The sequence below is a fragment of the Parasphingorhabdus sp. genome (genome assembly GCF_039982415.1).
GTDB lineage: Bacteria > Pseudomonadota > Alphaproteobacteria > Sphingomonadales > Sphingomonadaceae > Parasphingorhabdus.
Window position 1 is genome coordinate 441,293 of the sequence record NZ_JBDWYL010000006.1, and the last position, 24,109, is coordinate 465,401.

The 24,109-nt window shown below is 52.0% G+C and carries 24 protein-coding genes; 12 read left to right on the forward strand and 12 right to left on the reverse strand.

Features of this window, described 5'->3' with window-relative positions; genetic code table 11:
* The 9 genes from ABJU74_RS07760 to ABJU74_RS07800 all read left to right on the forward strand — a co-directional run bounded on the left by ABJU74_RS07760 (position 1) and on the right by ABJU74_RS07800 (position 8,589).
* On the forward strand, positions 1-1,974 hold the full coding sequence (locus ABJU74_RS07760) for a peptidase M61 (protein WP_348383617.1): 1,974 nt from the start codon (positions 1-3) through the stop codon (positions 1,972-1,974).
* A gap of 15 nt (positions 1,975-1,989) precedes the next feature.
* The gene (gene ppa / locus ABJU74_RS07765) at positions 1,990-2,523 is read left to right on the forward strand and encodes an inorganic diphosphatase (RefSeq protein WP_348383616.1); all 534 of its coding nucleotides are present in this window, start codon (positions 1,990-1,992) and stop codon (positions 2,521-2,523) included.
* Entirely contained in the window at positions 2,520-2,834 is a 315-nt protein-coding gene (locus ABJU74_RS07770) for a hypothetical protein (RefSeq protein ID WP_348383615.1), read from the forward strand. The genes ppa and ABJU74_RS07770 overlap by 4 nt, the downstream gene beginning before the upstream one ends.
* Positions 2,831-3,361, forward strand: coding sequence for a GNAT family N-acetyltransferase (locus tag ABJU74_RS07775; protein ID WP_348383614.1), 531 nt, complete (start codon positions 2,831-2,833; stop codon positions 3,359-3,361). Before ABJU74_RS07770 ends, ABJU74_RS07775 begins: the two co-directional genes overlap by 4 nt.
* A gap of 115 nt (positions 3,362-3,476) precedes the next feature.
* Positions 3,477-4,676: an ADP-forming succinate--CoA ligase subunit beta gene (gene sucC / locus ABJU74_RS07780; protein WP_348383613.1), complete on the forward strand. Its 1,200-nt coding sequence runs from the start codon at positions 3,477-3,479 to the stop codon at positions 4,674-4,676.
* Between the two features lie 133 nt (positions 4,677-4,809).
* Positions 4,810-5,556 (forward strand): electron transfer flavoprotein subunit beta/FixA family protein, encoded by a 747-nt coding sequence (locus ABJU74_RS07785; protein ID WP_348383612.1) that lies wholly within the window; start codon positions 4,810-4,812, stop codon positions 5,554-5,556.
* Positions 5,556-6,485: an electron transfer flavoprotein subunit alpha/FixB family protein gene (locus ABJU74_RS07790; protein WP_348383611.1), complete on the forward strand. Its 930-nt coding sequence runs from the start codon at positions 5,556-5,558 to the stop codon at positions 6,483-6,485. Before ABJU74_RS07785 ends, ABJU74_RS07790 begins: the two co-directional genes overlap by 1 nt.
* 156 nt (positions 6,486-6,641) lie before the next feature.
* Positions 6,642-7,466 (forward strand): energy transducer TonB, encoded by an 825-nt coding sequence (locus ABJU74_RS07795; RefSeq protein ID WP_348383610.1) that lies wholly within the window; start codon positions 6,642-6,644, stop codon positions 7,464-7,466.
* A gap of 109 nt (positions 7,467-7,575) precedes the next feature.
* The gene (locus ABJU74_RS07800; protein WP_348383609.1) at positions 7,576-8,589 is read left to right on the forward strand and encodes a cupin-like domain-containing protein; all 1,014 of its coding nucleotides are present in this window, start codon (positions 7,576-7,578) and stop codon (positions 8,587-8,589) included.
* A gap of 16 nt (positions 8,590-8,605) precedes the next feature.
* On the opposite strand, the gene ABJU74_RS07805 is transcribed toward ABJU74_RS07800, so the two are convergent.
* From ABJU74_RS07805 to acs, 12 genes are all read right to left on the reverse strand, one after another.
* Entirely contained in the window at positions 8,606-8,968 is a 363-nt protein-coding gene (locus ABJU74_RS07805) for an iron-sulfur cluster assembly accessory protein (protein ID WP_348383608.1), read from the reverse strand.
* 2 nt (positions 8,969-8,970) lie between these two features.
* Positions 8,971-9,483 (reverse strand): GNAT family N-acetyltransferase, encoded by a 513-nt coding sequence (locus ABJU74_RS07810; protein WP_348383607.1) that lies wholly within the window; start codon positions 9,481-9,483, stop codon positions 8,971-8,973.
* Positions 9,480-10,001, reverse strand: coding sequence for an SUF system Fe-S cluster assembly protein (locus ABJU74_RS07815; protein ID WP_348383606.1), 522 nt, complete (start codon positions 9,999-10,001; stop codon positions 9,480-9,482). Before ABJU74_RS07815 ends, ABJU74_RS07810 begins: the two co-directional genes overlap by 4 nt.
* Positions 10,002-10,010: 9 nt before the next feature.
* A complete protein-coding gene (locus ABJU74_RS07820; protein ID WP_348384022.1) occupies positions 10,011-11,216 on the reverse strand; it encodes a SufS family cysteine desulfurase in 1,206 nt (401 codons plus the stop codon).
* Between the two features lie 14 nt (positions 11,217-11,230).
* The gene (locus ABJU74_RS07825) at positions 11,231-11,989 is read right to left on the reverse strand and encodes a SufD family Fe-S cluster assembly protein (protein ID WP_348383605.1); all 759 of its coding nucleotides are present in this window, start codon (positions 11,987-11,989) and stop codon (positions 11,231-11,233) included.
* On the reverse strand, positions 11,986-12,297 hold the full coding sequence (locus tag ABJU74_RS07830; RefSeq protein WP_348383604.1) for a hypothetical protein: 312 nt from the start codon (positions 12,295-12,297) through the stop codon (positions 11,986-11,988). Before ABJU74_RS07830 ends, ABJU74_RS07825 begins: the two co-directional genes overlap by 4 nt.
* Complete coding sequence (gene sufC / locus ABJU74_RS07835; RefSeq protein ID WP_348383603.1) at positions 12,294-13,037, reverse strand: Fe-S cluster assembly ATPase SufC; 744 nt, start codon at positions 13,035-13,037, stop codon at positions 12,294-12,296. The genes ABJU74_RS07830 and sufC overlap by 4 nt, the downstream gene beginning before the upstream one ends.
* A gap of 109 nt (positions 13,038-13,146) precedes the next feature.
* The gene (gene sufB / locus ABJU74_RS07840) at positions 13,147-14,607 is read right to left on the reverse strand and encodes a Fe-S cluster assembly protein SufB (protein WP_348384021.1); all 1,461 of its coding nucleotides are present in this window, start codon (positions 14,605-14,607) and stop codon (positions 13,147-13,149) included.
* A 47-nt stretch (positions 14,608-14,654) separates the two neighbouring features.
* Complete coding sequence (locus tag ABJU74_RS07845; RefSeq protein WP_348383602.1) at positions 14,655-15,113, reverse strand: SUF system Fe-S cluster assembly regulator; 459 nt, start codon at positions 15,111-15,113, stop codon at positions 14,655-14,657.
* An 80-nt stretch (positions 15,114-15,193) separates the two neighbouring features.
* A complete protein-coding gene (locus ABJU74_RS07850; protein WP_348383601.1) occupies positions 15,194-16,036 on the reverse strand; it encodes a DUF6597 domain-containing transcriptional factor in 843 nt (280 codons plus the stop codon).
* 269 nt (positions 16,037-16,305) lie between these two features.
* Complete coding sequence (locus tag ABJU74_RS07855; RefSeq protein ID WP_348383600.1) at positions 16,306-18,147, reverse strand: DUF885 domain-containing protein; 1,842 nt, start codon at positions 18,145-18,147, stop codon at positions 16,306-16,308.
* A gap of 86 nt (positions 18,148-18,233) precedes the next feature.
* Positions 18,234-20,171 (reverse strand): acetate--CoA ligase, encoded by a 1,938-nt coding sequence (gene acs / locus ABJU74_RS07860; protein WP_348383599.1) that lies wholly within the window; start codon positions 20,169-20,171, stop codon positions 18,234-18,236.
* 67 nt (positions 20,172-20,238) lie between these two features.
* Between acs and ABJU74_RS07865 the strand changes: the two genes are divergently transcribed.
* The 3 genes from ABJU74_RS07865 to ABJU74_RS07875 all read left to right on the forward strand — a co-directional run bounded on the left by ABJU74_RS07865 (position 20,239) and on the right by ABJU74_RS07875 (position 24,086).
* On the forward strand, positions 20,239-21,183 hold the full coding sequence (locus ABJU74_RS07865; protein ID WP_348383598.1) for a TauD/TfdA family dioxygenase: 945 nt from the start codon (positions 20,239-20,241) through the stop codon (positions 21,181-21,183).
* 133 nt (positions 21,184-21,316) lie between these two features.
* A complete protein-coding gene (locus ABJU74_RS07870) occupies positions 21,317-23,215 on the forward strand; it encodes a DUF3604 domain-containing protein (RefSeq protein ID WP_348383597.1) in 1,899 nt (632 codons plus the stop codon).
* 46 nt (positions 23,216-23,261) lie between these two features.
* Positions 23,262-24,086 (forward strand): peptidylprolyl isomerase, encoded by an 825-nt coding sequence (locus tag ABJU74_RS07875; protein WP_348383596.1) that lies wholly within the window; start codon positions 23,262-23,264, stop codon positions 24,084-24,086.
* The last annotated feature ends 23 nt before the right edge of the window (positions 24,087-24,109 follow it).

The following is a 24,109-nucleotide window of genomic DNA, read 5'->3' on the forward strand; positions in this document are numbered from 1 at the left end:
ATGCGTATCACTGTCTTATCCGGCCTTGTTGCGGCGGCAGGTTTCCTTCTGTGGCAAGCCGCCCCTGGCCATGCGCAGGTCATGCCGGATAATTTGAGCAAACCGCAATATAGTGCGCCGAAAAATAGCATTCCTGAACCGGTTGACCAACCTTATCCCGGCACCATGGAGCTGGTTGTCGACGCGCGTGACAACAAACAAGGCATATTCAAAATTACCCAGAGCATACCGGTGGTCAAACCCGGTCGGATGACACTGCTCTATCCTGAATGGCTACCCGGCAATCATGCGCCGCGAGGAGAAATTGAAAAACTTTCGGGATTGCAAATTTTTGCCGGCGATAAAAAGCTGCAATGGGTCCGCGACGATGTCGACGTCTATGCCTTTCATATCGATGTTCCAGAGGGCATTGATGAAATTGTTGCCGCCTTTGAATTTGTCTCGGCCACCACCAGCACACAAGGTCGGATTGTGATGGCGCCCGCGATGCTCAATTTGCGCTGGCATCAAGTCTCTCTCTATCCAGCAGGCTATTATGTGCGGCAAATTCCAGTGCAAGCAACGGCCATCTATCCCAATGGCTGGCAAGCCGCGACCAGCTTGCGCGCCACCAAACGCGAAGGCAGCAGCTTTTTTTACAAGACCGTTGACTATGACACATTGGTCGACAGTCCGGTTTTTGCTGGGAAATTTTTCCAGACCTATCGGCTCAGCCGCCGCGCTCATTTGAACATCGTCGCGGACGATGCCAAATATCTGAAACCAACCAAATCCCAAATCGCAAAACATAGCAAATTGGTGCGCGAAGCCGAGGCACTGTTTGGGAGCCATCCTTATGATCGCTATGATTTTTTGCTCGCTCTCACCGAGGAAATGGGCGGCATCGGGCTCGAACATCATCGCTCTTCGGAAAATGGTGTGAACCGCGAATATTTTACCGAATGGGACAAGGGCCCAGGACGCCGCAACTTATTGCCGCATGAAATTGTCCATAGCTGGAATGGAAAATATCGCCGCCCAGTAGGAATGTGGACTCCTGATTTTCGGCAGCCGATGCGCGACAATTTATTATGGGTCTATGAAGGACAGACACAATTTTGGGGTTATGTGCTGGGCGCCCGATCCGGGCTGTACACCAAACAGGATACGCTGGACGCGATTGCCGCTATCGCGGCGGGCATGGACCAGCGCGTGGGCCGGCAATGGCGCCCGCTCATCGATACCACCCATGATCCCATCGTCGCCGCTCGCCGTCCCAAGCCTTGGAGCAGCTGGCAAAGGCAGGAAGATTATTATAATGAAGGCTTGCTAATTTGGCTCGAGGCCGATGGCATTATCCGCCGGGAATCAGGCGGCAAAAAATCGCTCGAAAATTTTGCGCGCCGCTTTTTCAAAGGCAAAAATGGCGATTATGGTGTGATCACCTATGATCGGGCCGCCGTTATCAGCGCTTTAAACGCTGTGCAGCCCTATGACTGGGTCAACTTTATTGCAGAACGGGTGGATCAGACCTCACAGGAAGCCCCCAAAAACGGGCTAGCTCTGGGGGGATATAAGCTGGTCTATAATGCGACGCGCAGCGAATTTATCAGCGCCAATGACAAACGCCGCCAACATATGGACCTCAGCCATAGCATTGGCATGGTGATGAGTGACAAAGGCATCGTCAAATCGGTTGTCTGGGGCGGCCCTGCTTTTCAAGCCGGGCTCAAATCCGGCCTGACCGTAACAGCTGTCAATGGCAAAGCTTATACCCCGGACACAATGACCCAGGCGATTGAAGAAAATCGCGGAAAAACAAAAAAAATAGAAATTTTTGCGAAAAATGATGACCAATATAGCAATTTTATGGTCGATTATTCAGGTGGGCTTCGCTATCCGCACCTTGAAAAAATCATAGCAGATGAAACTGCTGGAGAGGATGACCAGACAGAAGGGGGCATTGACCGGCTGTTAAAGCCAAAAACCAAATGACAGGACCATCTTTACATGGACATCAGCAAAATTTCGATCGGCGACAATCCGCCTGAAAGCCTCAACGTGATAATCGAGGTGCCGGTTGGCGGCGAACCGGTTAAATATGAATTTGACAAGGATTCCGGAGCCTTATTCGTTGATCGGATCCTTCACACTCCGATGCGCTACCCCGCCAATTATGGCTTTATTCCCCATACATTGTCTCCCGATGGCGATCCTTTGGACGCGTTGGTTGTCGCGCGTTCGCCCTTCATGCCCGGATGTGTCGTGCGCTGCCGGCCGATTGCCGTGCTCAATCTTGAAGATGAGCATGGCGGTGATGAAAAGCTGCTCTGCGTGCCGATTGACGCCACTTTTCCTTATTATCGCTCGATTGGCGAAGGCGGCGATCTTCCCGAAATTGTGATGCAGCAGATTGAGCATTTCTTTACCCATTACAAAGACTTGGAGCCAGAAAAATGGGTGCGTGTGGGCAAATGGGGCGACGCCGAGGAAGCCCGCAAAGTGGTTCTGGAAGCCATTGCATTGGCTGCAAAAAGCGCATGATCTGCCAGCGCCGTATCGCCGGATTCCTGCTTGTGCTGTGCCTCGCGGCCTGCACAACACCGGAGACGCGGATACGCAATGGCTTGATCAGCGCTGGCCTGTCCAAACCGGTTTCCAGCTGTATGGCGGAGCGGATGATTGACCGCTTGTCCTTGATTCAGATCAACAAGCTCAACGGCCTTGCCAAATTGAGAAAGCAGGAACCCGGCGATATTAGTGTGAACGAATTTGTCAAACGCACCAAGGCGCTACAGGACCCAGAAATATTGGCTGTCGTGGGATCATCCGGTTTAATCTGCGCGGTAAAATGACCGCGGCGGATCAAATCATCGCTTATCGTAAAGCCGTTGCCGAAGATGCCGAAGCCCTGCCGGCAATTGAACGGTCCGCCGGATCGGCCTTTTTATCCGTGCCGGGACTGGAATGGGTTGCGCAAGATGATGTGCTCTCGGCAGAGCAACAATTGCATTGGATAAAGCAGCAAATGGTCTGGGTCGCCGAAGTTCCCGACGGCCAATTGATCGGATTTCTGACCGCCGAACAATTTGATGAAGAATATCACATCTGGGAATTGGCCGTGCATCAGGATTATCAAAAGCGTGGAATCGGCAGGGCCTTGATCGCTGCATTGATCGAACAAGCGCGACATCAGGCGAGCGCGGCGATTACCCTGACTACATTTCGCCAGCTTCCATTTAACGAACAATTTTATGTGCAATTGGGATTTCAAACTCTGCCAGACAATCAGCTGTCCGCGCGGCTTTTATCCATCTTTGATCTCGAAAAAGCCAATGGCTTGCCGCTGGATCGGCGCTGCGCGATGCAATTGTCTTTATGATGGCTGGCTTTTCCGAGATATTATCGTAAATCGGGGTAGAAATCACCACCTGACTGTGCTTTAGCCCTTCGCGAGACTCGCTAACTGAACCGATAAGAAAGGCGCTGCCCGTCCCATGAACATCCATGAATATCAGGCCAAAGAACAACTCGCAAAATATGGCATCGGCATTCCCGCTGGTCATGCAGCGCTCACCGTCGACGAAGCCGTCGCAGCGGCCGAAAAACTGCCTGGACCGCTTTATGTTGTCAAAGCCCAGATCCACGCTGGTGGCCGCGGAAAAGGCAAGTTTAAAGAATTGGGTGCGGATGCGAGCGGCGGTGTCAGACTGTCAAAATCAATCGATGCTGTGCGAGACAATGCGACAGAAATGCTAGGCAACACATTGGTTACCATCCAAACGGGTGACGAAGGCAAGCAGGTTAATCGTCTCTATGTAACTGATGGCGTAGACATTGCCGAAGAATATTATCTTTCGATGCTGGTAGACCGGGCCACCGGGCGCATTGCCATGATCGTGTCCACCGAAGGCGGTATGGACATTGAAGATGTCGCGCATAACACGCCTGAAAAAATCAAAACCATCACTATTGATCCCGCACAGGGCTTTATGCCGCATCATGGCCGCGCCATGGCTTTTGCCTTGGGTCTTTCTGGTGACCTCAACAAGCAAGCCCAAAAGCTCGGAAAGCAGCTCTATACCGCCTTTACCGATATGGACTGCGAAATGCTGGAAATTAATCCGCTCGTGGAAACCAAAGACGCCCAGCTGCTGGTGCTCGATACAAAAATGAGCTTTGATGGCAATGCCTTGATGCGCCACCCCAATTTGATGGAACTGCGCGATGTCACCGAAGAAGATCCCGCAGAAGTCGAAGCGTCCAAATATGACCTCGCCTATATCAAACTTGACGGCAATATTGGCTGCATGGTCAATGGCGCTGGCCTTGCGATGGCAACCATGGATATTATCAAGCTCAATGGAGCATTTCCTGCCAATTTCCTCGATGTCGGCGGCGGAGCAACGACCGAGAAGGTCACCGCTGCGTTCAAGATTATTCTGGCCGATCCTGCCGTAGAAGGTATTTTGGTCAATATTTTCGGCGGCATCATGAAATGCGATATTATCGCGGAAGGCATTGTCACCGCTGCAAAGGAAGTGGACTTGTCCGTACCTCTGGTGGTGCGTCTGGAAGGAACGAATGTTGCTAAGGGTAAGGAAATTCTTGCCAATAGCGGTCTGCCGATTGTTTCTGCCGATGATCTGGGCGATGCCGCGAAGAAAATTGTTGCCCAAGTGAAAAATGCGTCCTGACGCGCCTGATTAGGCACAAAGGACAGCTTGGCGTCCACTGCCAGATCAGCAATGGTGCGGCGCAACATCGATATTTGACGTTTACGTGAACGTAAGCTAAGGCGTTCGCAGAATTTTAAAGAAGGAAACAGCAATGAAAATCCTGGTGCCCGTAAAACGGGTGATAGATTATAACGTGAAACCGCGGGTCAAATCCGACGGTAGCGGCGTCGATCTCGCCAATGTAAAAATGTCGATGAACCCTTTTGACGAAATTTCCGTCGAAGAGGCCATCCGCCTGAAAGAGGCCGGTAAAGCAGAAGAAATCGTGGCTGTTTCCGTGGGCCCGCAAAAGGCGCAAGAAACTTTGCGCACGGCGCTCGCCATGGGCGCGGATCGCGCGATACTGGTGATGACGGACGAAGAAGTCGAGCCATTGGGCGTTGCGAAAATTCTCGCGAAAATCGTAGAAGAAGAAGCTCCGCAACTGGTCATTACCGGCAAGCAAGCCATTGATGACGATTCGAACCAAACCGGCCAAATGCTCGCCGCATTGCTCGGTTGGGGACAAGGCACATTTGCAAATACGGTGTCGCTGGATGGCGATAGCGTCGAAGTGAAGCGTGAGATTGACGGCGGCCTGCAAACGGTCAAACTGAACTTGCCAGCCGTGGTCACCACCGATCTGCGTCTGAACGAGCCACGTTATGCATCGCTGCCGAACATCATGAAGGCGAAGAAAAAGCCCCTCGATGAAAAAACGCCCGCCGATTACGGCGTCGATATTTCTCCCCGCCTCACCACCACCAATGTCTCCGAGCCGCCTGTCCGTCAGGCCGGTGAAAAGGTTGAAGATGTGGATGCGCTGGTCGCCAAACTTAAAGCTGTAGGAGCCATCTGATGAAGACTCTTGTACTCGTAGAACATGACAATACGGACATGAAAGACGCGACGCTGGCGGTTGTAACTGCCGCGTCCCAACTGGGCGAAGTCCATGCCCTTGTTGCTGGCTCTGGCTGCGCCAGTGTTGGTGAGCAAGCCGCTAAAGTTGCCGGTGTCAGCACGGTGCATGTCGCTGATGACGCCGCGCTCGCTAATCAGCTTGCCGAAAATGTCGCACCCCTAGTTGCAAGCTTGATGGAAAGCCATGATGCATTTCTCGCACCGGCTACCACAACCGGCAAAAACATCGCTCCGCGGGTTGCCGCTCTGCTCGACGTGATGCAGATTTCCGACATACTTTCGGTCGAGAGCGAAGACACGTTCACGCGGCCAATTTACGCGGGTAACGCGATCGCTACCGTCAAATCGTCCGATGCCAAGAAAGTCATCACCGTACGCGGTACGGCGTTTGACAAGGCGGCCGCTGAAGGTGGCTCTGCATCAATCGAAGGCGTCACCGGCGCCGGCGAATCCGGCCTGTCCAGCTTCGTCAGCGAAGAAATCGCCAAGTCCGAACGTCCGGAACTGACCAGCGCGAAGATCATCGTATCCGGTGGCCGCGCTCTGGGCTCTTCCGAGAAATTCGAAGAAGTGATCACGCCGCTCGCCGACAAACTCGGCGCTGGCATTGGCGCTTCACGCGCCGCGGTCGATGCAGGCTATGTCCCCAATGATTATCAGGTCGGTCAAACCGGCAAGATTGTGGCTCCCGAAGTCTATATCGCCATCGGCATTTCCGGCGCGATCCAGCATCTTGCAGGTATGAAAGATTCCAAAACAATCGTCGCGATCAACAAAGACGAAGACGCGCCGATTTTCCAGATTGCCGATATCGGCCTGGTTGCGGATCTGTTTAACGCGGTGCCGGAATTGACTGAGAAGGTTTAAACGAAAACCAGCCGCCTCGGCATGCATGTTGAATTTGTTTCAGCATCAATCGAACGATAGCCGCGAACCGAGAATTAGATCCCGCACCAAGTTCGGGATGACAAGATATAGAAATCCCGGCGTGATTGCGTCGGGATTTCCTGTTACCAAGCTATTATGTTTCGCATTTTTCTCATATTTCTGTTGCTCGCATCCGTCTCCGTCCCTGCGAAAGTTCATGCGGAAGTTTATGCAACACATTCTCCATGGAATATCAATTATGGGAAAAGTTCTTGCGACTTAAAACGCATCTTCAAAAGTAATACTGACGAATTACAGCTCCAGATTTCACAATCGTTCCAACTCAGCGGTGCCAGCTTGTTTTTGCTAACGAAACCGCGCGACAAAGAAGGCTCTTGGGAAGAAAAGATCGAATTTTCGATCGATGAAACATCAAAAAAACTGACGAAAAAGGCGTTTATTCAAAGGATCCGCAAAGAAGACCTGTTGGCTTGGCAAGTCTATGGATTTGATATGAACTTCCTACAAAATTTACCTGACGCGGTCACTTTGCGGATGAAGACCAAAAAATACCCCGAAATTGCCCTCAGGCTTAACGGAATGAAGTCTGTTTATAAGGCTCTCGAGCAATGTCAGAGAAATCTCTATGCGAGCTTTGGCGTTGATTATAGTGAATTGGAAAAGCTTTCGAAACAGCCATATCCTGAAAACAATCCTGGTGGATGGGCTAGGGCTTTTGACTACCCGAGCTACTCGCTTCGAAGAGGTCATCAAGGAACAGTGGGATTCGTGCTTGTCGTCGATTCACAAGGCCGTACCACAGACTGTATCGTTAAAAAATCAAGTGGCTACGCATCGCTTGATGAGCAGACGTGCATAATGGTAAAGAAACGGAGCCGATTTACGCCAGCACTCGATCAGGCTGGAAAACCAACCAACAGTATGTGGGCCTCAAGAGTCCGCTGGCAAATTCCGAAATAGTCCCCTGGCCCCGGCTATGGCTATGGCTATGGCTATCTCATTGCGCGGACAATCTGTAGCTCAAACTCACCGTCTTTTTTTTGCAACCTCGCGTTGATATGACGCTTTCATGACAGTAAAATATAGATCCAAAACCAAACTCGGAAAACGGGAAGTGCTGGCTCGAGCGCTGATTGAAGGATGCCCTCTCGATCAGCTGGCCGCGCGCTTTGTCGCAGCTGGGTATAATGAGAAAGCCGCCGCCTATGAGGCCGGACGCGCTATGCAAGATCCGCTTTTTGCGGCGGGTAAGAAACTGAGCAACCAAGTGCGCAAACGCGACTGGATCTTGGATATTTACCGCAAGTTGCAGGAATCCCACAACGGGAAACAAGCGAATATTCCGGTCGTGGACAAAATCGACCCTGACCGATTTTTCAGTGACTATTATCATCGCAGCCAGCCGGTTAAATTAACCGGATTGATTGACCATTGGCCCGCAATGGGAAAATGGTCACTCGATTTTTTGGCCGGAAAAATGGGCAACACGATGATCGAGTTGCAAGGCCAACGGCTGTCGCGACAAGATTATGAAATTGCCAGCAATGAATTGAAGCGCAATGTCACCTTTGCGGATTTCGTCGCCGCATTGCGCCGCACCGACACCAGCAATGATTTTTACATGACCGCCAATAATGACACGGTGAACAAAAAAGCGCTCGCGCCATTGTGGGATGATGTCGGGGATATAAGTCTCTTGAAACCAACCAAAGCGCTGGATGGGTTTTTCTGGATGGGACCGAAAGGGACGATCACACCTTTTCATCACGACCTGACCAACAACCTGCTGCTACAAATAACTGGCCGGAAACGGGTCACCATGGTTGCGCCTTATGAGAGCGCTCATATGCGCAATCACAAACATTGCTTCAGCACTTGGCAATCTCCCGAACAAATCACAGCCCAAGGCGATCAAGGACCAAATTTATGGCAATGTGAGATTGGCCCCGGCGAGGCTTTGTTCCTGCCGGTTGGTTGGTGGCATTATGTCGAAGCGCTGGAGATGACCATTGGCATGTCATTCATCAATTTCCGCGCGGACAATGATTTTTACACAGATTATCCAAGTGAAGTAGATTTTTGATCGGTGGCTGCGCCGATTAAACCGTAAAGCTCTCTCCGCAGCCGCAATCGCCTTTGCTATTGGGATTGTTGAACACAAAGCCAGCAGTGAAATCATCTTCCTGCCAGTCCATGGTCGAACCAATCAGATAGAGTACGCTGGGCCCATCAACATAGAACACGCCGCCGGGGGTCACGATCTTCTCGTCAAACTTCACTTCCTCGGTCACATAATCAACCGAATAGGCGAGACCTGAACAGCCGCGCCGCGGGGTAGACAATTTCACGCCAATGACATCCTCTGGAGCCTTAGCCATCAAGTCAGCAATGCGTTGCTCCGCTGCGGGCGTCAAAATAATCGCTGCAGGAATTTCTCGGGTTTTGGTTTTTACATCGGTCATATCTAAAGCCTTTTCTGCCAAAACAATGCCTTGCCCATTTCCGGGTCGAGCACATAATCCCCATAGCCAAGCGATGCATAAAGCGCTTTGGCCGGAATATTGCCTTCTAACACCTCCAAAGTAACTTTGCAGGCACCCTTTTCTTGGGCGATTGTCTCAATCTCTGCAAACAGAGCGCGTCCGACGCCGCTGCCGCGAAAATCTTTTGCCACCACTATATCATGAATATTAAGCAATGGCTTGCCGCCAAAGGAGGAAAATGTTGTCATAAGATTGGCGAGACCCGCAGGTTGACCGTCGACATAAGCCAGCAAAGAAGAGGCTGCCGGTGTCGCCGCCAATCCGGGCACCAGATTTTCCTGCACCTCCGACGACAGGTCTTCACCGCCGCCCATCGGATCCATTGCATAGGCGCGCAGCATCTTAACAATATCAGCCGCGTGGTCCGCATTGCCATAATCTGCGCGAATAACAGTTGCAGCCGGAGCTTTAGAGAGCGTTGCCGTGCCAGTCATAACATCCCCAGTTCCAGCTTCGCTTCGTCGCTCATCTTTTGCGGGTCCCATGGCGGATCCCAGACGAGATTCACTTCACTATGGCCGACGCCGGGCACGCTACCGACTTGCAATTCGATTTCACCGGGCATGGATTCGGCCACCGGGCAATGCGGCGTGGTCAAAGTCATCGTGACAATGGCGTGATTTTCCGGTGTGATTTCGACGCCATAAATTAGTCCCAGATCATAGATATTCACTGGAATCTCAGGGTCATAAATCGACTTCAAGGTATCGACCACCGCTTCATAGAGATCGCCGCCCGCTTCACCAGCGGATGCTTCGCTTGGCTGTTGCGCGAGAAAGCCTTCCAGATAATCGCGCTTGCGATTGAGCTTGCTCGCATCGCTTTCCGCTTCATGGGGAGAGGGTGCAGTGACCGGAGCGGGTTTTTCATCAACCGCATCCTCGACTTTTGCCAATGGCGGCTTTTCCACGCTGTCGACTTCCTCGACCACTATTTTGCGTTCTTCACTCATGGCTCATTCCTACCCGAAAATTTTTCTAACCCGTTCAATGCCCGTCACCAATGCCGCGACATCGTCTGCATTGCTGTAAATACCGAAGCTGGCGCGAGCGGTTGCTGGCACTTTAAGATAATCCATAAGCGGCTGCGCACAATGATGGCCCGCCCGAATGGCAACACCGCCTTCATCCAATATAGTGGCGACATCATGCGGATGCACATCACCGACTGCAAAACTCAATATGCCCATGCTCTTATCGGGACCGAATACCCGCACACTGTTAATCCCAGACAAAGCTTCGCGGGCCATTGCCAAAGTGGCATTTTCATGATCGGAAATCCTGTCCAATCCGATAGATTGGACATATTGTATAGCGGCATCAAGACCTACCACACCGGCAATATGCGGGGTCCCCGCTTCAAACCGTCCAGGTGGCGGGGCATAGGTCGTGCCGTCAAAACTAACCCGGTCAATCATCGATCCTCCGCCCTTCCATGGGGGCATGGCGTCAAGAATCGCATAAGGCGCCCACAGCGCACCGATGCCGGTCGGGCCATAGATTTTATGGCCGGAAAAAACATAGAAATCACAGCCCAGTTCTTGCACATTGACTGGAACGCGCGGCGCTGCCTGACAGCCATCTAGCAATAATTTTGCACCGTGAAAATGCGCCAATTCAGCGGCGCGTTTAGCGTCAAGCAATGATCCCAGCACATTGGAAACATGAGCAAGCGCCACCAGCTTGTGACGCTCTGTCAAATGGGCTTCGATCCAATCGAGATCAATTTGCCCATCCGCGGTCAACGGCGCAACATCAATATGCGCGCCGACACGCTCGGCGAGCATCTGCCAGGGGACGATATTGCTGTGATGTTCAAGCTGCGACAGCATGATGCGATCATCCTTGCCGATATTGGCAGGGCCCCAACTTTCCGCAACCAGATTGATACTGTCGGTTGCACCGCTCGTGAAAATTACTTCTTTTTCACTCGCAGCACCGAGAAAATTCGCGACCCGTTTGCGCGCCGCTTCATAAGCCAATGTCATATTGGCCGACCGCTCATAGACGCCCCGATGGACCGTGGCATAGTCCGGGCCATAAGCGCGCGTGATCGCATCAAGCACCGGTTGCGCCTTTTGAGCGGTGGCTGCAGTATCAAGATAATGCCATGCATCTCCAGATGCGGTTTCCAATGCAGGAAATTCGCTGCGGAAATTACGCGCTATGGTTGCGGGAGCATTCACGACAATCGCTCCAATGCAGCCAGAGCTTTCTCTTCGATTTTCGCGCGGGCAGCATCATCATCCAAGCTTATAAAAGCATCGGCGATAAACGCTTGCAGCATGAGCTGCTGTGCACGCTCGGGCGACAATCCGCGCGAGGCCATATAGAAAAGCGCCTGCTTGTCCAGTTCGCCAACCGTTGCGCCATGCGCACATTTCACATCATCGGCAAAAATTTCGAGCTCCGGCTTGGCATTGGCGGTTGCCGTCCGATCGAGCAACATGGCTTTGACCGATTGGGCCGCGTCCGTCTTTTGCGCGTCGCGGGCAACATTAATCTTGCCGAGGAAACTGCCGGTGGCTTTGGCCGCAAGTACCGAGCGCACGACCTGATTGGATGTGGCATTCGGCTCGGCGTGAATCGTCTCCGTCACAATTTCCAGCGTCTGCGTGCCATTGCCTAATATCGCGCCGCCCAATTCAAAATGGGCGCCTTTGCCAAGCGTCACCTTGACCTGAATGCGGCCATAATCAGCCGCGGTGGCGAGCAAGTGCAAAGCAAAACTGGCATGGTCGCCAATGACAATGTCGAGATCGACAAATCCGGTACCATCAATCATCGGTAATTCTGTAATTTGGCGAGAGGCGGTTTCACCGGCAGCAACAATCAGGCGCTCTGGCCCGTCCAGCTTAGACCAGACCGCTTCGACCGCTTTCAGATCAGCATAGCGCCACGCTTCATCGCGCTTGGTCGGGAGAGGAGCTAGGGCCGTCATTTGCGAGACCTTTTCAACTCACGGCGCAATTTTGCCAGCAATTTGGGCTTCTCGGCATCGACACATGATCGAATGGCTTGGTCACCGACGGCGCCATCGCGAACACAGCGGACGGTGGTTTTGCACAATCTTTTGTCCAGATTGATGTTGCCTGATGACTTGTCGAGCGCGCATGTATAACGGCCCTTTTTGTCCTTGCCGACCATCGCTGAAATGCTGTTCAGGCGCCGGCCAATAACAACGATTTCATTGTCAATTGGCGTCGCCACCGGTTGCACCGCGATTAAAAGAGCAGCCATCACTATCATGCCGCCACCGCCTCGTAACCTTCTTCTTCCAATTGCAACGCCAGTTCCGGGCCGCCGGTTTTAACAATCCGGCCATTAGCGAGCACGTGGACAAAATCCGGCTTCACTTCATCAAGCAACCGTTGATAATGGGTGATTAGCAACACCGCTTTATCGGGTTGACGCATGATCGCATTAATGCCGGATCCGACAATTCTCAGCGCATCAATATCCAGCCCGCTATCGGTCTCGTCCAATATGGCCAGCTTGGGATTGATAATGCCCATCTGTACCATTTCGTTGCGCTTCTTTTCACCGCCGGAAAAACCGACATTGACGGCGCGTTTCAACATATCCATGTCCATCTTCAGCAGTGCTGATTTTTCCTTGGCCAGCTTGATAAATTCTGCCCCGGACAGCGGCTCTTCGCCGCGCGACTTGCGCTGGCTGTTGAGGCTTTCGCGCAGGAATTGCAGGTTGCTCACACCGGGAATTTCGACTGGATATTGAAAGCCGAGGAAAATACCCGCGGCAGCCCGCTCATGCGGATCGAGCTCGAGCAGATCGTCACCGTCAAAGTTCACACTTCCTGATGTGATTTCATAGCCGGGCCGTCCACCCAGCGCATAGGATAGCGTCGACTTGCCCGCGCCATTGGGCCCCATGATCGCGTGGATTTCACCCGCATTAAGTTCGAGCGAAAGCCCCTTGAGGATTTCCGTATCGCCAACCGAGGCGTGGAGATTTTCAATTTTTAGCATCTTTTTCTTTTCAATCAGTCTGTTTGATGGGTGTTTCTGAGACAATCACCAGTGGAGGCGCAGTGATCGGCTAAATAGCCAACTGGGAAAGATGCTAGAATAACTTGCATCACCCCACACTCCCCTCAAGCGAAATCGCCAACAGCTTCTGCGCTTCAACAGCAAATTCCATCGGCAATTGTTTGAGCACATCTTTGGCAAAACCATTGACGATCAGCGACACCGCTTCTTCCTCGTCCAGCCCGCGTTGCTGGGCGTAGAACATTTGGTCATCGGAAATTTTTGACGTCGTGGCTTCATGTTCAATCTGTGCCGTTGGGTTTTTCACTTCAATATAGGGCACCGTATGCGCGCCGCAGGTGTCGCCGAGCAACAGCGAGTCACATTGGGTGAAATTGCGGACATTTTCCGCATTGGCTCCGACGCGGACCAGCCCGCGATAGGTATTGTCCGATTTACCCGCACTGATCCCTTTCGAGATGATTGTCGAGCGGCTGTTCTTGCCATTATGTATCATCTTGGTGCCGGTGTCGGCCTGCTGATAATTATTGGTCAGCGCAACCGAATAAAATTCACCCACGCTATTCTCACCATTCAGCACACAGCTTGGATATTTCCAGGTTACCGCGCTGCCCGTTTCAACCTGAGTCCAGGAGATTTTACTGTTCTTGCCCTGACACAGACCGCGCTTGGTCACGAAATTATAGATTCCGCCCTTGCCGTCTTCATCGCCAGGATACCAGTTTTGAACCGTACTATATTTAATCTCCGCATCGTCCATTGCGACCAGCTCAACCACCGCGGCGTGCAGTTGGTTTTCATCGCGCATCGGTGCGGTACAGCCTTCGAGATAGGACACATAGCTGCCTTCATCAGCAACGATCAAAGTGCGCTCAAACTGACCGGTATTTTCCGCATTGATCCGGAAATAGGTGCTCAGCTCCATCGGACAGCGCACGCCCTTGGGAATATAGACAAATGTACCATCGGAAAAGACGGCACAATTAAGCGTTGCGAAATAATTATCCTTCATCGGCACGACCTTGCCGAGATATTTGCGGACCAGATCGGGATATTCCTTGATCGCTTCGGAAATGGATCGGAAAATCACACCCGCTTCTTCCAGTTCCTCCCGGAAAGTGGTCGCCACCGATACGCTGTCAAACACGGCATCCACAGCAACTTTGCGCGCGCCCTCAACGCCGGCGAGGACTTTTTGCTCTTCAATCGGAATGCCGAGCTTTTCATAAACCCGCAAAATTTCCGGATCAACTTCATCCAGACTATTCAGCTTGGGCTTTGCCTTAGGCTCGGCATAATAATAAGCATCCTGATAATCGATCATTGGAATATCGAGCTTGGCCCAGTCCGGGCTTTCCATGGTTTCCCACATGCGGAAAGCCTTTAACCGCCAGTCCAGCATCCACTGCGGTTCGCCTTTTTTGTCGGATATGAACCGCACCGTGTCTTCATTCAGGCCTTTGGGCGCGAAATCCTGCTCGATATCGGAGGACCAACCAAATTCATAGCTGCTCGCATTGTCGACAGCGGCTTGCGCTTCGGCATTCATCGCCGCGCGCTCCTCTTGCTCTTCCAATTCGGTTTTCACGGATTCGCTCATAATGCCTGTTCCATAGTTTTCATCCCGTGCGGAGCCGGGCCTTCGGCCAAGCTTGCCAGATTCACTTCGTCCAATGCTTTTCGGATCGTTTGATTGACCACGCCCCAATGTGGTTTGACCGTGCAGCTATCTTCCAATGCGCAATCATGATTGCCTTCAATGGTGCAGCTGGTAATCGCCAAAGGCCCTTCCACTGCTTCCACAATATCAGCCAGGCTGATCGATGCTGGCGGCCGCGCTAAACGAATGCCTCCACCCACGCCGCGAGTTGATTCAATCAAGCCCGCAGCCGACAATCGGCTGACCAATTTCTGCGTGGTGGGAAGCGGAACACCGGTTTCTTGCGCCAAAGTTGAGGCGTTCAGCTTGCCATCAGCCAGCAAAGCAGCACCGCAGTGTCGCGATGCCGCAGACATTAAAACAACCGCATAGTCAGCCAGGCTGGAAAGCCGCATAAAATCTCTCAAAATTGGGTGATTCTTTAAATAAGACCTATTTAGTCTTATTTATGGGCAATTGCAACTGTCCGTGGTGGTTACGTCTCAGAAATAAGCGGTGGTATATGGCCTTTTAGCAGCCCGCGCTTGTCAATCAGCTTTGCGGTTTCCCCTTCAGCCACGCGCAATTTGGTCGGCGTTGTGCCAGCGAAAAACTTAATCTCGCGAATCATATGGGATTGATCGTAAAATGCATCTTCCAGCGCCAATAATTCTTCTTCATTCTGCTCGGCATAGGCGCGCGCTGCGCGCAAAGCGCGATATTTCCGCGCGAGATATTTGGGCGCCATGCCATAAAGTTTATTGACTGTGCGCAACACCTGACGAGAGCTTTGATCTGATCGCTCCATCAACGCACTAACCGGCGGCGATGCTTCAGAAGACAGCCAATCATCGACCATTTTGGTGAATTCTTGCACTTCCGGTTTCACGCGGTGGCGCAAGTCTCGAAAAATTCTATTGGCCCAGGCCGTCATCCCATCAACATCCTCACAGCCGCGCAAAAGAGTGAGGCTTTTATCAATTTCCTTGGTGAAAATTTTATGCGCGGGCACCGCTTTATCGGCAAAATCGGCGGCCGATTTTTTCGTCAAAGCTGCCCAGCCAGCTGGCAGGAGACCAACACCGAACATGCGAAACGGGCCTTTTACTTCAAAATGCATGGAGCCAGTGGAGGGACCAACCAGCATCGCATCTTTTGCCGGATAGCTTTTGCCATCGGCAAAACCAAGGTCCGCTGTTCCGTCTAGTAAAAACCGCAATTGAGCAATAGCCGCCCGTTCATTATCGGCAAATTTGGCATGTTCGACTTCAAACAGATAATAGACCGAGACCAGGTCTCGGACATCTTCAGCCGGTGCGAAATATCTTAAACTTACCAAAACCAACCCCTTTTTCCGGCTCTGGGGGCGAACCGGAATATCCTTGGTTGCACGGTTATACGCAAAAAAATAGGAAAAAAAACTGGCCTGGCCAAAAATTTGACCAGGCCAAAAGGAAAAGAAAACCTATCCGCAGACATTCTGCGGTCAGTATTCTTTGGGTCGCGCGCCCTTAATGCACTAGGATTCCGTCTTTGATATTGGACAAAATAGACAAATTTTGAGCAATCTTTGACAGTTGCGGACATTGGGTTGGCAGGGTTTAGACGCTATTGCGTGTCTGCAATCCACTGGTCCACCCGCTCTTCCATGATATACAAGGGCACTGGGCCGCTGCGCAAAATAATGTCATGAAAATCACCCATGGTGAATTTATCACCCAGGCGCTTTTGCGCGCGCGCACGCAATTCCATGATTTTCAATTTCCCGATCATGTAAGCCGTCGCTTGGCCCGGATAAACAATATAACGCTCTATCGCTTTGCGAATGTCACTGTCCGGATTGGGGGTATTTTCGGTTAGATAGGCAATCGCCTTTTCCCGGCTCCACCGCTTGTCATGGATACCCGTATCGACGACCAAACGACAAGCGCGCCACAATTCCATGCCGAGACGGCCAAAATCAGAATAAGGATCGGTGTAAAAACCCATGTCCTTGCCCAGTTCCTCGGTATAGAGACCCCAGCCTTCTGAATAGGCGGTCACCCCGCCAAATTTCCGGAATGCAGGCAAATCACCCAATTCGGTCTGTATGGCCAGTTGTAAATGATGCCCTGGCAAGGCTTCATGATAAGCCAAGGCCTCAAGCTCTGTTTTGGACATGCCTTTCAAATCGTAGAGATTGACATAATAGGTTCCCGGCCGCGATCCATCGGGTGCTGGCCGCTGATAAAAGGCCTTGCCCGCTGATTTTTCCCGAAACGCCTCAACCGGTTTGATAACAAATGGCGCTTTCGGCAAAGTGTTGAAAAATTTTGGCAGTTCTTTTTCCATCGCCGCCAATTTGCTGTTGGCTTCGGCGAGATAATCGGCGCGGCTGGTGTGAAAATATTGATCGCCTGTTCGCAAATGTTTGAAAAAATCCTGGAGGCTGCCTTCAAATCCGACTTTTGCCATGATCTTGCGCATTTCGCCGTGAATACGGGCGACATTTTCAAGGCCGATATCGTGAATTTCATCCGCGCTTAAATCGGTGGTCGTGTAATTTTTCAAGCGCTCTGCATAATAAGCCGCGCCATCTTTGAACCGCCAAACCCCGTCGCCATCCACGGCCATATTCTGCTGGCGAGTCATTTCAGCCACAAGCTTGCGATAGGCGGGGGCAAGACTGTCCCTAAGAGCGGCGCGTCCGCGTGCGATCAGATCGGTCTTTTCTGCATCCGGTATGGAAAGCCGGTTCACCTTCTTTTTGAGATCGGCAAAAATGGGGGAATCCGCACCCTGTTCAAACGGCGCTCCGCTAATGACATTTTTGGCATCATTAATCACATAGGGAAAGACCCAATCGGGGACCATAATTCCGTCATTGGCCCGCTCTGCTGATTGGGCGACCAACGCTTCAAAATACGGTCCGGCGGCATTTAACCGGCTAACATAGGCTTCGGCATCGGCCTTTTTGCCGACGCGATGAATATTGATCATAAAGGCAGGCAGCTGGCTTTGTGCGCCATTCATCTGATCAAAAATATAGCCATTGCGCCGGAACGGGAAGGCATTGCGTGCGCCTTCTGCGCGGACCTGAAAGAGCCGATAGCTTAATTGTCCCGCGGCATCGAGCTGGCTCTGTTCAAATTCGGCTTCCATAACGGTCAGCGCTTCTTGACCGCGTTCATATTGTGCAATTGCCGCCGCATCACTGGGGTCATCCAATTTGCCATAATCGCCATCATTGATACCGCGAAACGACTTAGCCAAGGGAGAATTGGCCACTTCTATCTGATCATAATTATCGAAAAAGGCCGCCAAACGGGTGTTTATATTGCTTTGGGATTCCACCGCTTCTGCGGGCGAAGGTGAGGGCGCGGCATTGGAACTGGCGCTGGCAATATCACTGTCGACCGACGAACAGGCTGCAAGCAAAGCCGTAGATGCGAGGAGGAGATATTTATGCATTGCGATTCCTTTATGTTACCCTGTTGATATCAGGTCACTTTCCTGGCGTAAATAAGCTGCGTAATTTTATTACAAGATTGTGCAACCTATCTATTTTGACGTCCGTCAATCAAACCATCCACAAGCGACGGATCGGCAAGGGTTGAAATATCACCCAGGTTGCCAAAATCATTTTCCGCAATTTTGCGCAGAATTCGGCGCATGATTTTACCAGACCGGGTTTTCGGTAATCCCGGCGTAAAATGGAGGTGATCCGGTGTGGCAATCGGACCGATTTCGGTCCGGACATGCGCGCGCAATTGACTATGCAATTCAGCAGAGGAGTCCACACCCGCGTTGAGCGTGACATAGCAATAAATGCCTTGTCCTTTGATATCATGCGGATATCCAACCACCGCGGCTTCAGCCACTAAGGGATGGGAAACCAAGGCACTTTCGACTTCGGCCGTACCCATACGGTGGCCGGAAACATTGATCACATCATCAACCCGGCCGGTAATCCAATAATAGGTATCTTCATCCCGGCGACAACCATCGCCGGTGAAATATTTACCGGGATAGGTGCTGAAATAAGTTTGCACAAAACGGTCGTGATCCCCGTAGACCGTGCGCGCCTGACCGGGCCAGCTCGCAGTGATGCACAAATTTCCATCGGTAGCGCCATCCAGCACATCTCCCGCACCATCGACTAGCTCGGGCTGGATGCCGAAAAAGGGTTTGCCGGCGCTGCCCGGCTTCATGCCATGCGCTCCGGGCAATGTGGTTATCATCACTCCGCCTGTTTCGGTTTGCCACCACGTATCAACGACCGGCGATTTTCCATCCCCTACGACGTTATAATACCAGCGCCATGCTTCTGGATTTATCGGCTCACCCACAGTTCCCAGCAACCGAATGGAACTGCGGTCATGGGCGCGGACTGGATCATCGCCCTCGCGCATCAATGCCCGAATGGCCGTTGGCGCGGTATAGAAAATATTGACTCCATGCTTCGCCACCACTTCCCAAAACCGGCCATGGTCCGGGTGATTGGGCACGCCTTCGAACATAATCTGTGTCGCGCCGTTTAACAGCGGGCCATAAACAATATAGCTATGGCCCGTTACCCAGCCAATATCCGCCGAGCACCAAAATATTTCCCCTGGCTTATAATCAAACACATAGTGGAAGGTGGTCGCGGTCCAAACCGCGTACCCACCCGTTGTGTGCAAAACGCCTTTTGGTTTCCCGGTGGAGCCGGACGTATAGAGGATGAATAATGGGTCTTCTGCCTGCATCGGTTCGCAAGGACAGTTTTTCGGCACATCGGCAGAGATTTCATGAAACCAATGGTCCCGCCCCGGCTTCATCTCCACGTCACTATCCGTATGATTGATAACCAAAACAGCGTCGACATGAGCGCCTTGTTTTTCGAGCGCGATATCGACATTGGCTTTCAAGGGCACCGGTTTACCGCCGCGCAAGCCGCCATCGGCACAGACCAGAAAACGGCTGTCACAATCTTCTATCCGGCCAGCCAAAGCCTCGGGAGAAAAGCCGCCAAAGACGACGGAATGAATGGCGCCGATCCGGGCACAAGCCAACATGGCAATAGCGCCTTCCAAAATCATGGGCATGTAAATGGTGACACGGTCGCCTTTTTGCACACCCATTTTTTTGAGCGCACCCGCCATTTTTATGACCTCGGCGAGGAGACCGGCATAGGTTAAGCGCTGGCCTTCATTATTGGGGTCATCCGGTTCGAAAATCAAAGCGGTTTCTTCTCCCCGCCCGGCCGCAACATGCCGGTCCACCGCATTGTGGCAGATATTCAATATGCCATCTTCAAACCATCGGATCGCGACCGGATCAAAAGACCAGTTAGACATGGTTTTTGGCGCTCGGACCCAATCGATCCTTTGGCTTTGTTCGGCCCAAAATGCATCAGGATTTGACAGGCTTTGCGCGTAGAGACGGTCATAATCCGCAGCGCTGCAATGGCTATTGCTTGTGGCGCGGCCATCGGGGTGAATCATATCGCTCATGTTTACGCTCCTGCACAATCAGTGTTGCTGTCACTAGCAAAGGCTTTGCAAGGCATGAAAGCTATTTTTGACTATCCGAACAGATGATAGCCGATTGACCATCAGTCATGCTAAGCATCCCATTGAACGCCCATTGGATCAAGGAATGCACATGGCCAGCTTAGCGCCCTCGCCCTCTACTCAAGGCCCATTTGATATACGACCGTTGACGCCGGCCATTGGCGCAGAATTATCCGCGATTAATCTGGCAGAAAATTTGACTGACGATGAGATCAGCGCCATCCGCCAAGCGCTGCTCGACCATAAGGTGATATTTTTTCGCGACCAACATCTGGACCGGTCGCAATTGCTCAATTTTGCTCAAAGATTTGGTCCGCTGGAAATTCATCCGGCCACTCCCAAGGATCAACCGCATCCTGAAATATTACGCATTGCTCATGGGCCGCAAAGCAAAGGCCAGGAAAATATGTGGCATAGCGATGTCACATGGCGACCCGAGCCTTCTTTGGGATCCGTGCTCAGTGCGGTGGAGATTCCGCCGGTTGGCGGCGATACGTTGTTTGCCAATATGAACCTGGCTTATGAACGGCTTCCTGCGGCCTTGCAGGACATTGTAAACGGGTTGACCGCTGTGCATGATATTGCCCGTGTCTTTGCCCGGCGCTTGAACAAACGCCCGGAAGAACTTCATGATCAATATCCACCGCAAGAACATCCCGTTGTGCGCACCCATCCGGAAACCGGACTGCGCAGCCTTTATGTCAACAGCGCCTTTACCAGCCATATTGTCGGCATGGCCGAGGCTGAAAGCAAAGCCCTATTGAAAAAGCTTTATGCCACCGCGTCCAATCCGGAAATCCAATGTCGTTTCCGTTGGACGGTTGGCGCAATAGCCTTTTGGGACAATCGCGCATCCCAACATTTTGCCGCCTCCGATTATTTCCCAGAGCGGCGGATCATGGAACGGGCGACAATTGCCGGGGATCGGCCATATTTTTCACCTGATGCGTGAATGATGCAGTCAAGTATGCGCGGCCCGGCCGGTCTTGACGTTACGGATTCCGCCTATCCGAACCGCAGACTATCAATCGCTTGCGCATTGGTCTGATCAGCGATAGTTTTCCGCCCTTCAGGATGGGGAACATATGATGCGCAAAGCACTTTTACTCGCAGGCTGTTCAGCAGCTTTAACGCTTTCAGCCTGTGGCGACAGCGGTTCCAGTGGTTCCGGTAAAGCCGTCACCAATAGCGAATATCCTGAACAAGTTTATTGGGGCGACACCCATCTTCACACCGACAATAGTATTGATGCCTTTGGATTTGGTACCAGGCTCGATACGGAAGCGGCTTTGCGCTTTGCCAAAGGCGAAGAAGTCACCGCCAGCAAAGGCGCAAAAGCCAAATTATCCCGGCCACTCGACTTTCTCGTCATTGCCGATCACAGCGATGCATTGGGCGCAACCAAGGCTCTATATGAAGCACCGCGCATTGCCTTGTTGGGCAATGAATTCCTGCTCCGCTGGTATGATATGATGCACGAAAGCGATGATGGTTCGCTGGCGGTAACGGCGGAGCTGATTGACGGAGCCGCGAGCGGCACTTTGCCAGAAGGCTTATTCGATCCGGAAGAATCAGCAGAACGCATTCAGTCCTTGTGGACCGAACATGGCGAAACCCTGGATGAATATAACGAACCGGGAAAATTTACTGCGTTTCACGGCTTTGAATATACGCCTATGCCCGGCGGCGACAATCTCCACCGGGTTGTTATGTTCCGCGATGGCGGCGACAAAACCAGCACAATGTTGCCATTTGCGAGCTTTGATGCCGGTGATCCCGAGCAATTGTGGGATTATATGGGCGCATATGAGAAAAACACCGGCGGCAAGGTGTTGGCTATCCCGCATAACAGCAATGTTTCCAACGGCCGCATGTTCGCGATGAACAAGCTGGATGGCAGTCCCATTGACGCCGCCTATATTAAGACACGGGCGCTGCGCGAACCAATTGTTGAAGTCACCCAAATTAAAGGCGATAGCGAAAGTCATCCATTCTTGTCTCCCAATGATGAATTTGCCAGTTTTGGAGATGCCGGTTGGGACCAATGCAACCTGAGTTGCGGCAAAAATATGCCCCCCGAAAGCTATGCTGGAAGCTACGCGCGGGAGGCCTTGAAGCGGGGATTGGAATTTACGCTCAAACTGGGTGCCAATCCGTTTAAATTTGGCCTGATCGGATCAACCGACAGCCACACATCCCTGGCGACAGCGGATGAGAATAATTTCTTCGGCAAGCATAGCGGCAACGAATTTAACAATAAGGATCGCGCGCTCGCGCCCCAGAATCTCGGCACCCGCAGAGGCCGATTTGGATGGCATTATCTATCAAGTGGCTATGCTGCGGTCTGGGCGACCAGCAATACGCGCGAAGCCATTTTTGACGCCATGATGCGCCGCGAAGTCTATGCCACAACCGGACCGCGCATGCAGGTACGGTTTTTCGGCGGCTTTGACTTTTCTGAAGATGATATCAAAAATCTGGTGCGGGCCGGCTATGATAAAGGCGTGCCAATGGGTGGCGATTTAACCGGCACGGACGGCAAAGCACCTAGCTTCCTTGTCTCCGCCTTGATGGATCCGGAAAGCGCTAATCTCGATCGGGTTCAGATTGTCAAAGGCTGGATCGACAATAGCGGGAATAGTCAGGAAAAAATCTACAATATCAGCTGGAGCAGTCCGGACAGCCGGAAAATGGGCGGCGATGGCACGCTGCCTTCGGTTGGCAACAGCGTGAACTTGGCCGATGCCAGCTGGGAAAATAATATCGGCGCGCCAGAATTGACCACCTGGTGGCAGGATCCGGATTTCCAAGCCAACCAAAATGCCTTTTATTATGTCCGCGTGCTCGAAATTCCGACCCCGACTTGGCCGGTCTATGACGCCTTGAAGTTCGGATTGACCTTGCCAGACGACGTCATCAAAATCCAGCAAGAGCGGGCCTATTCGTCGCCAATTTGGTATACACCCACAGCGGCGAAAAGCTGACCTCCATGCAAAGGGCTCTTGCGCTTTGGTTGCAAGCTAAGAGGCGATGATGAAATTGCTCAAAGAACCGCTGGTACATTTTCTGATCGGGGCCTTGCTGATTTTTGGCTTTTTCTGGGCTACCGGATCCAATCGCGATCCGGCCGATTATGACATTGCGATTGGCAAGACCGATATAGAACGGCTCGAAACCGCATGGATTCAAAATTTTCGAAGGCTGCCAACAGACGCCGAACTGGCCAGCCTGATCGATCAGGAAATCAAAGAGGAAATCTACTATCGGGAAGCGTTGCGGCTCGGGCTGGATCGAGACGATCCGGTTGTGCGGCGGCGGCTTTTTACCAAAATGCGCTTTCTTGATAATCGCGAAATTTCCAATGCAGAACCATCCGATACTGTGTTGCAAAAGTGGCTCGATAACCATGCCGAAAAATATAGCCAATCAGCGCGATACAGTTTCGAGCAAATCTATCTCGGACAAGATCCTGATTTTGGCAAACAATCAGCAACGACCATTTTGGAAAAGCTCAAAAAATCGCCCGAATCCGGAGAAAAATGGCGTCAACCTCTGTCCCTGGCTCGCGCAGTGCGCAAAGCCGAAAATGCTGCGATTGAACGGCAATTTGGAGAAATTTTCTCGGCCCAGCTCAACGCTGTACCGATGGACCAATGGCACGGTCCTATCCAATCCGGTTTTGGGCTGCATTTTGTGAAAATCTCGGAGAAATTACCCGGCGCTGCTCCCGCTCTGGAAGACGTTCGGCAGACCGTATTAAACGATTGGCGAGCGGCACAAAAAGCAGCGCAAGAAGAAGACGCTTTTCAAGCCTATCGCAAAGATTATTCGGTCACCATCGCTGGCCGCGAATGACCATCATGCGCCTATTCTGGAAA

Bases quoted from the DNA above. Each gene is read 5' to 3' on its own strand.
- ABJU74_RS07760 (WP_348383617.1), top strand. From the start codon at position 1: ATGCGTATCACTGTCTTATCCGGCCTTGTTGCGGCGGCAGGTTTCCTT.
- ppa (WP_348383616.1), top strand. From the start codon at position 1,990: ATGGACATCAGCAAAATTTCGATCGGCGACAATCCGCCTGAAAGCCTC.
- ABJU74_RS07770 (WP_348383615.1), top strand. From the start codon at position 2,520: ATGATCTGCCAGCGCCGTATCGCCGGATTCCTGCTTGTGCTGTGCCTC.
- ABJU74_RS07775 (WP_348383614.1), top strand. From the start codon at position 2,831: ATGACCGCGGCGGATCAAATCATCGCTTATCGTAAAGCCGTTGCCGAA.
- sucC (WP_348383613.1), top strand. From the start codon at position 3,477: ATGAACATCCATGAATATCAGGCCAAAGAACAACTCGCAAAATATGGC.
- ABJU74_RS07785 (WP_348383612.1), top strand. From the start codon at position 4,810: ATGAAAATCCTGGTGCCCGTAAAACGGGTGATAGATTATAACGTGAAA.
- ABJU74_RS07790 (WP_348383611.1), top strand. From the start codon at position 5,556: ATGAAGACTCTTGTACTCGTAGAACATGACAATACGGACATGAAAGAC.
- ABJU74_RS07795 (WP_348383610.1), top strand. From the start codon at position 6,642: ATGTTTCGCATTTTTCTCATATTTCTGTTGCTCGCATCCGTCTCCGTC.
- ABJU74_RS07800 (WP_348383609.1), top strand. From the start codon at position 7,576: ATGACAGTAAAATATAGATCCAAAACCAAACTCGGAAAACGGGAAGTG.
- ABJU74_RS07805 (WP_348383608.1), bottom strand. From the start codon at position 8,968: ATGACCGATGTAAAAACCAAAACCCGAGAAATTCCTGCAGCGATTATT.
- ABJU74_RS07810 (WP_348383607.1), bottom strand. From the start codon at position 9,483: ATGACTGGCACGGCAACGCTCTCTAAAGCTCCGGCTGCAACTGTTATT.
- ABJU74_RS07815 (WP_348383606.1), bottom strand. From the start codon at position 10,001: ATGAGTGAAGAACGCAAAATAGTGGTCGAGGAAGTCGACAGCGTGGAA.
- ABJU74_RS07825 (WP_348383605.1), bottom strand. From the start codon at position 11,989: ATGACGGCCCTAGCTCCTCTCCCGACCAAGCGCGATGAAGCGTGGCGC.
- ABJU74_RS07830 (WP_348383604.1), bottom strand. From the start codon at position 12,297: ATGATAGTGATGGCTGCTCTTTTAATCGCGGTGCAACCGGTGGCGACG.
- sufC (WP_348383603.1), bottom strand. From the start codon at position 13,037: ATGCTAAAAATTGAAAATCTCCACGCCTCGGTTGGCGATACGGAAATC.
- sufB (WP_348384021.1), bottom strand. From the start codon at position 14,607: ATGAATGCCGAAGCGCAAGCCGCTGTCGACAATGCGAGCAGCTATGAA.
- ABJU74_RS07845 (WP_348383602.1), bottom strand. From the start codon at position 15,113: ATGCGGCTTTCCAGCCTGGCTGACTATGCGGTTGTTTTAATGTCTGCG.
- ABJU74_RS07855 (WP_348383600.1), bottom strand. From the start codon at position 18,147: ATGCATAAATATCTCCTCCTCGCATCTACGGCTTTGCTTGCAGCCTGT.
- acs (WP_348383599.1), bottom strand. From the start codon at position 20,171: ATGAGCGATATGATTCACCCCGATGGCCGCGCCACAAGCAATAGCCAT.
- ABJU74_RS07870 (WP_348383597.1), top strand. From the start codon at position 21,317: ATGATGCGCAAAGCACTTTTACTCGCAGGCTGTTCAGCAGCTTTAACG.
- ABJU74_RS07875 (WP_348383596.1), top strand. From the start codon at position 23,262: ATGATGAAATTGCTCAAAGAACCGCTGGTACATTTTCTGATCGGGGCC.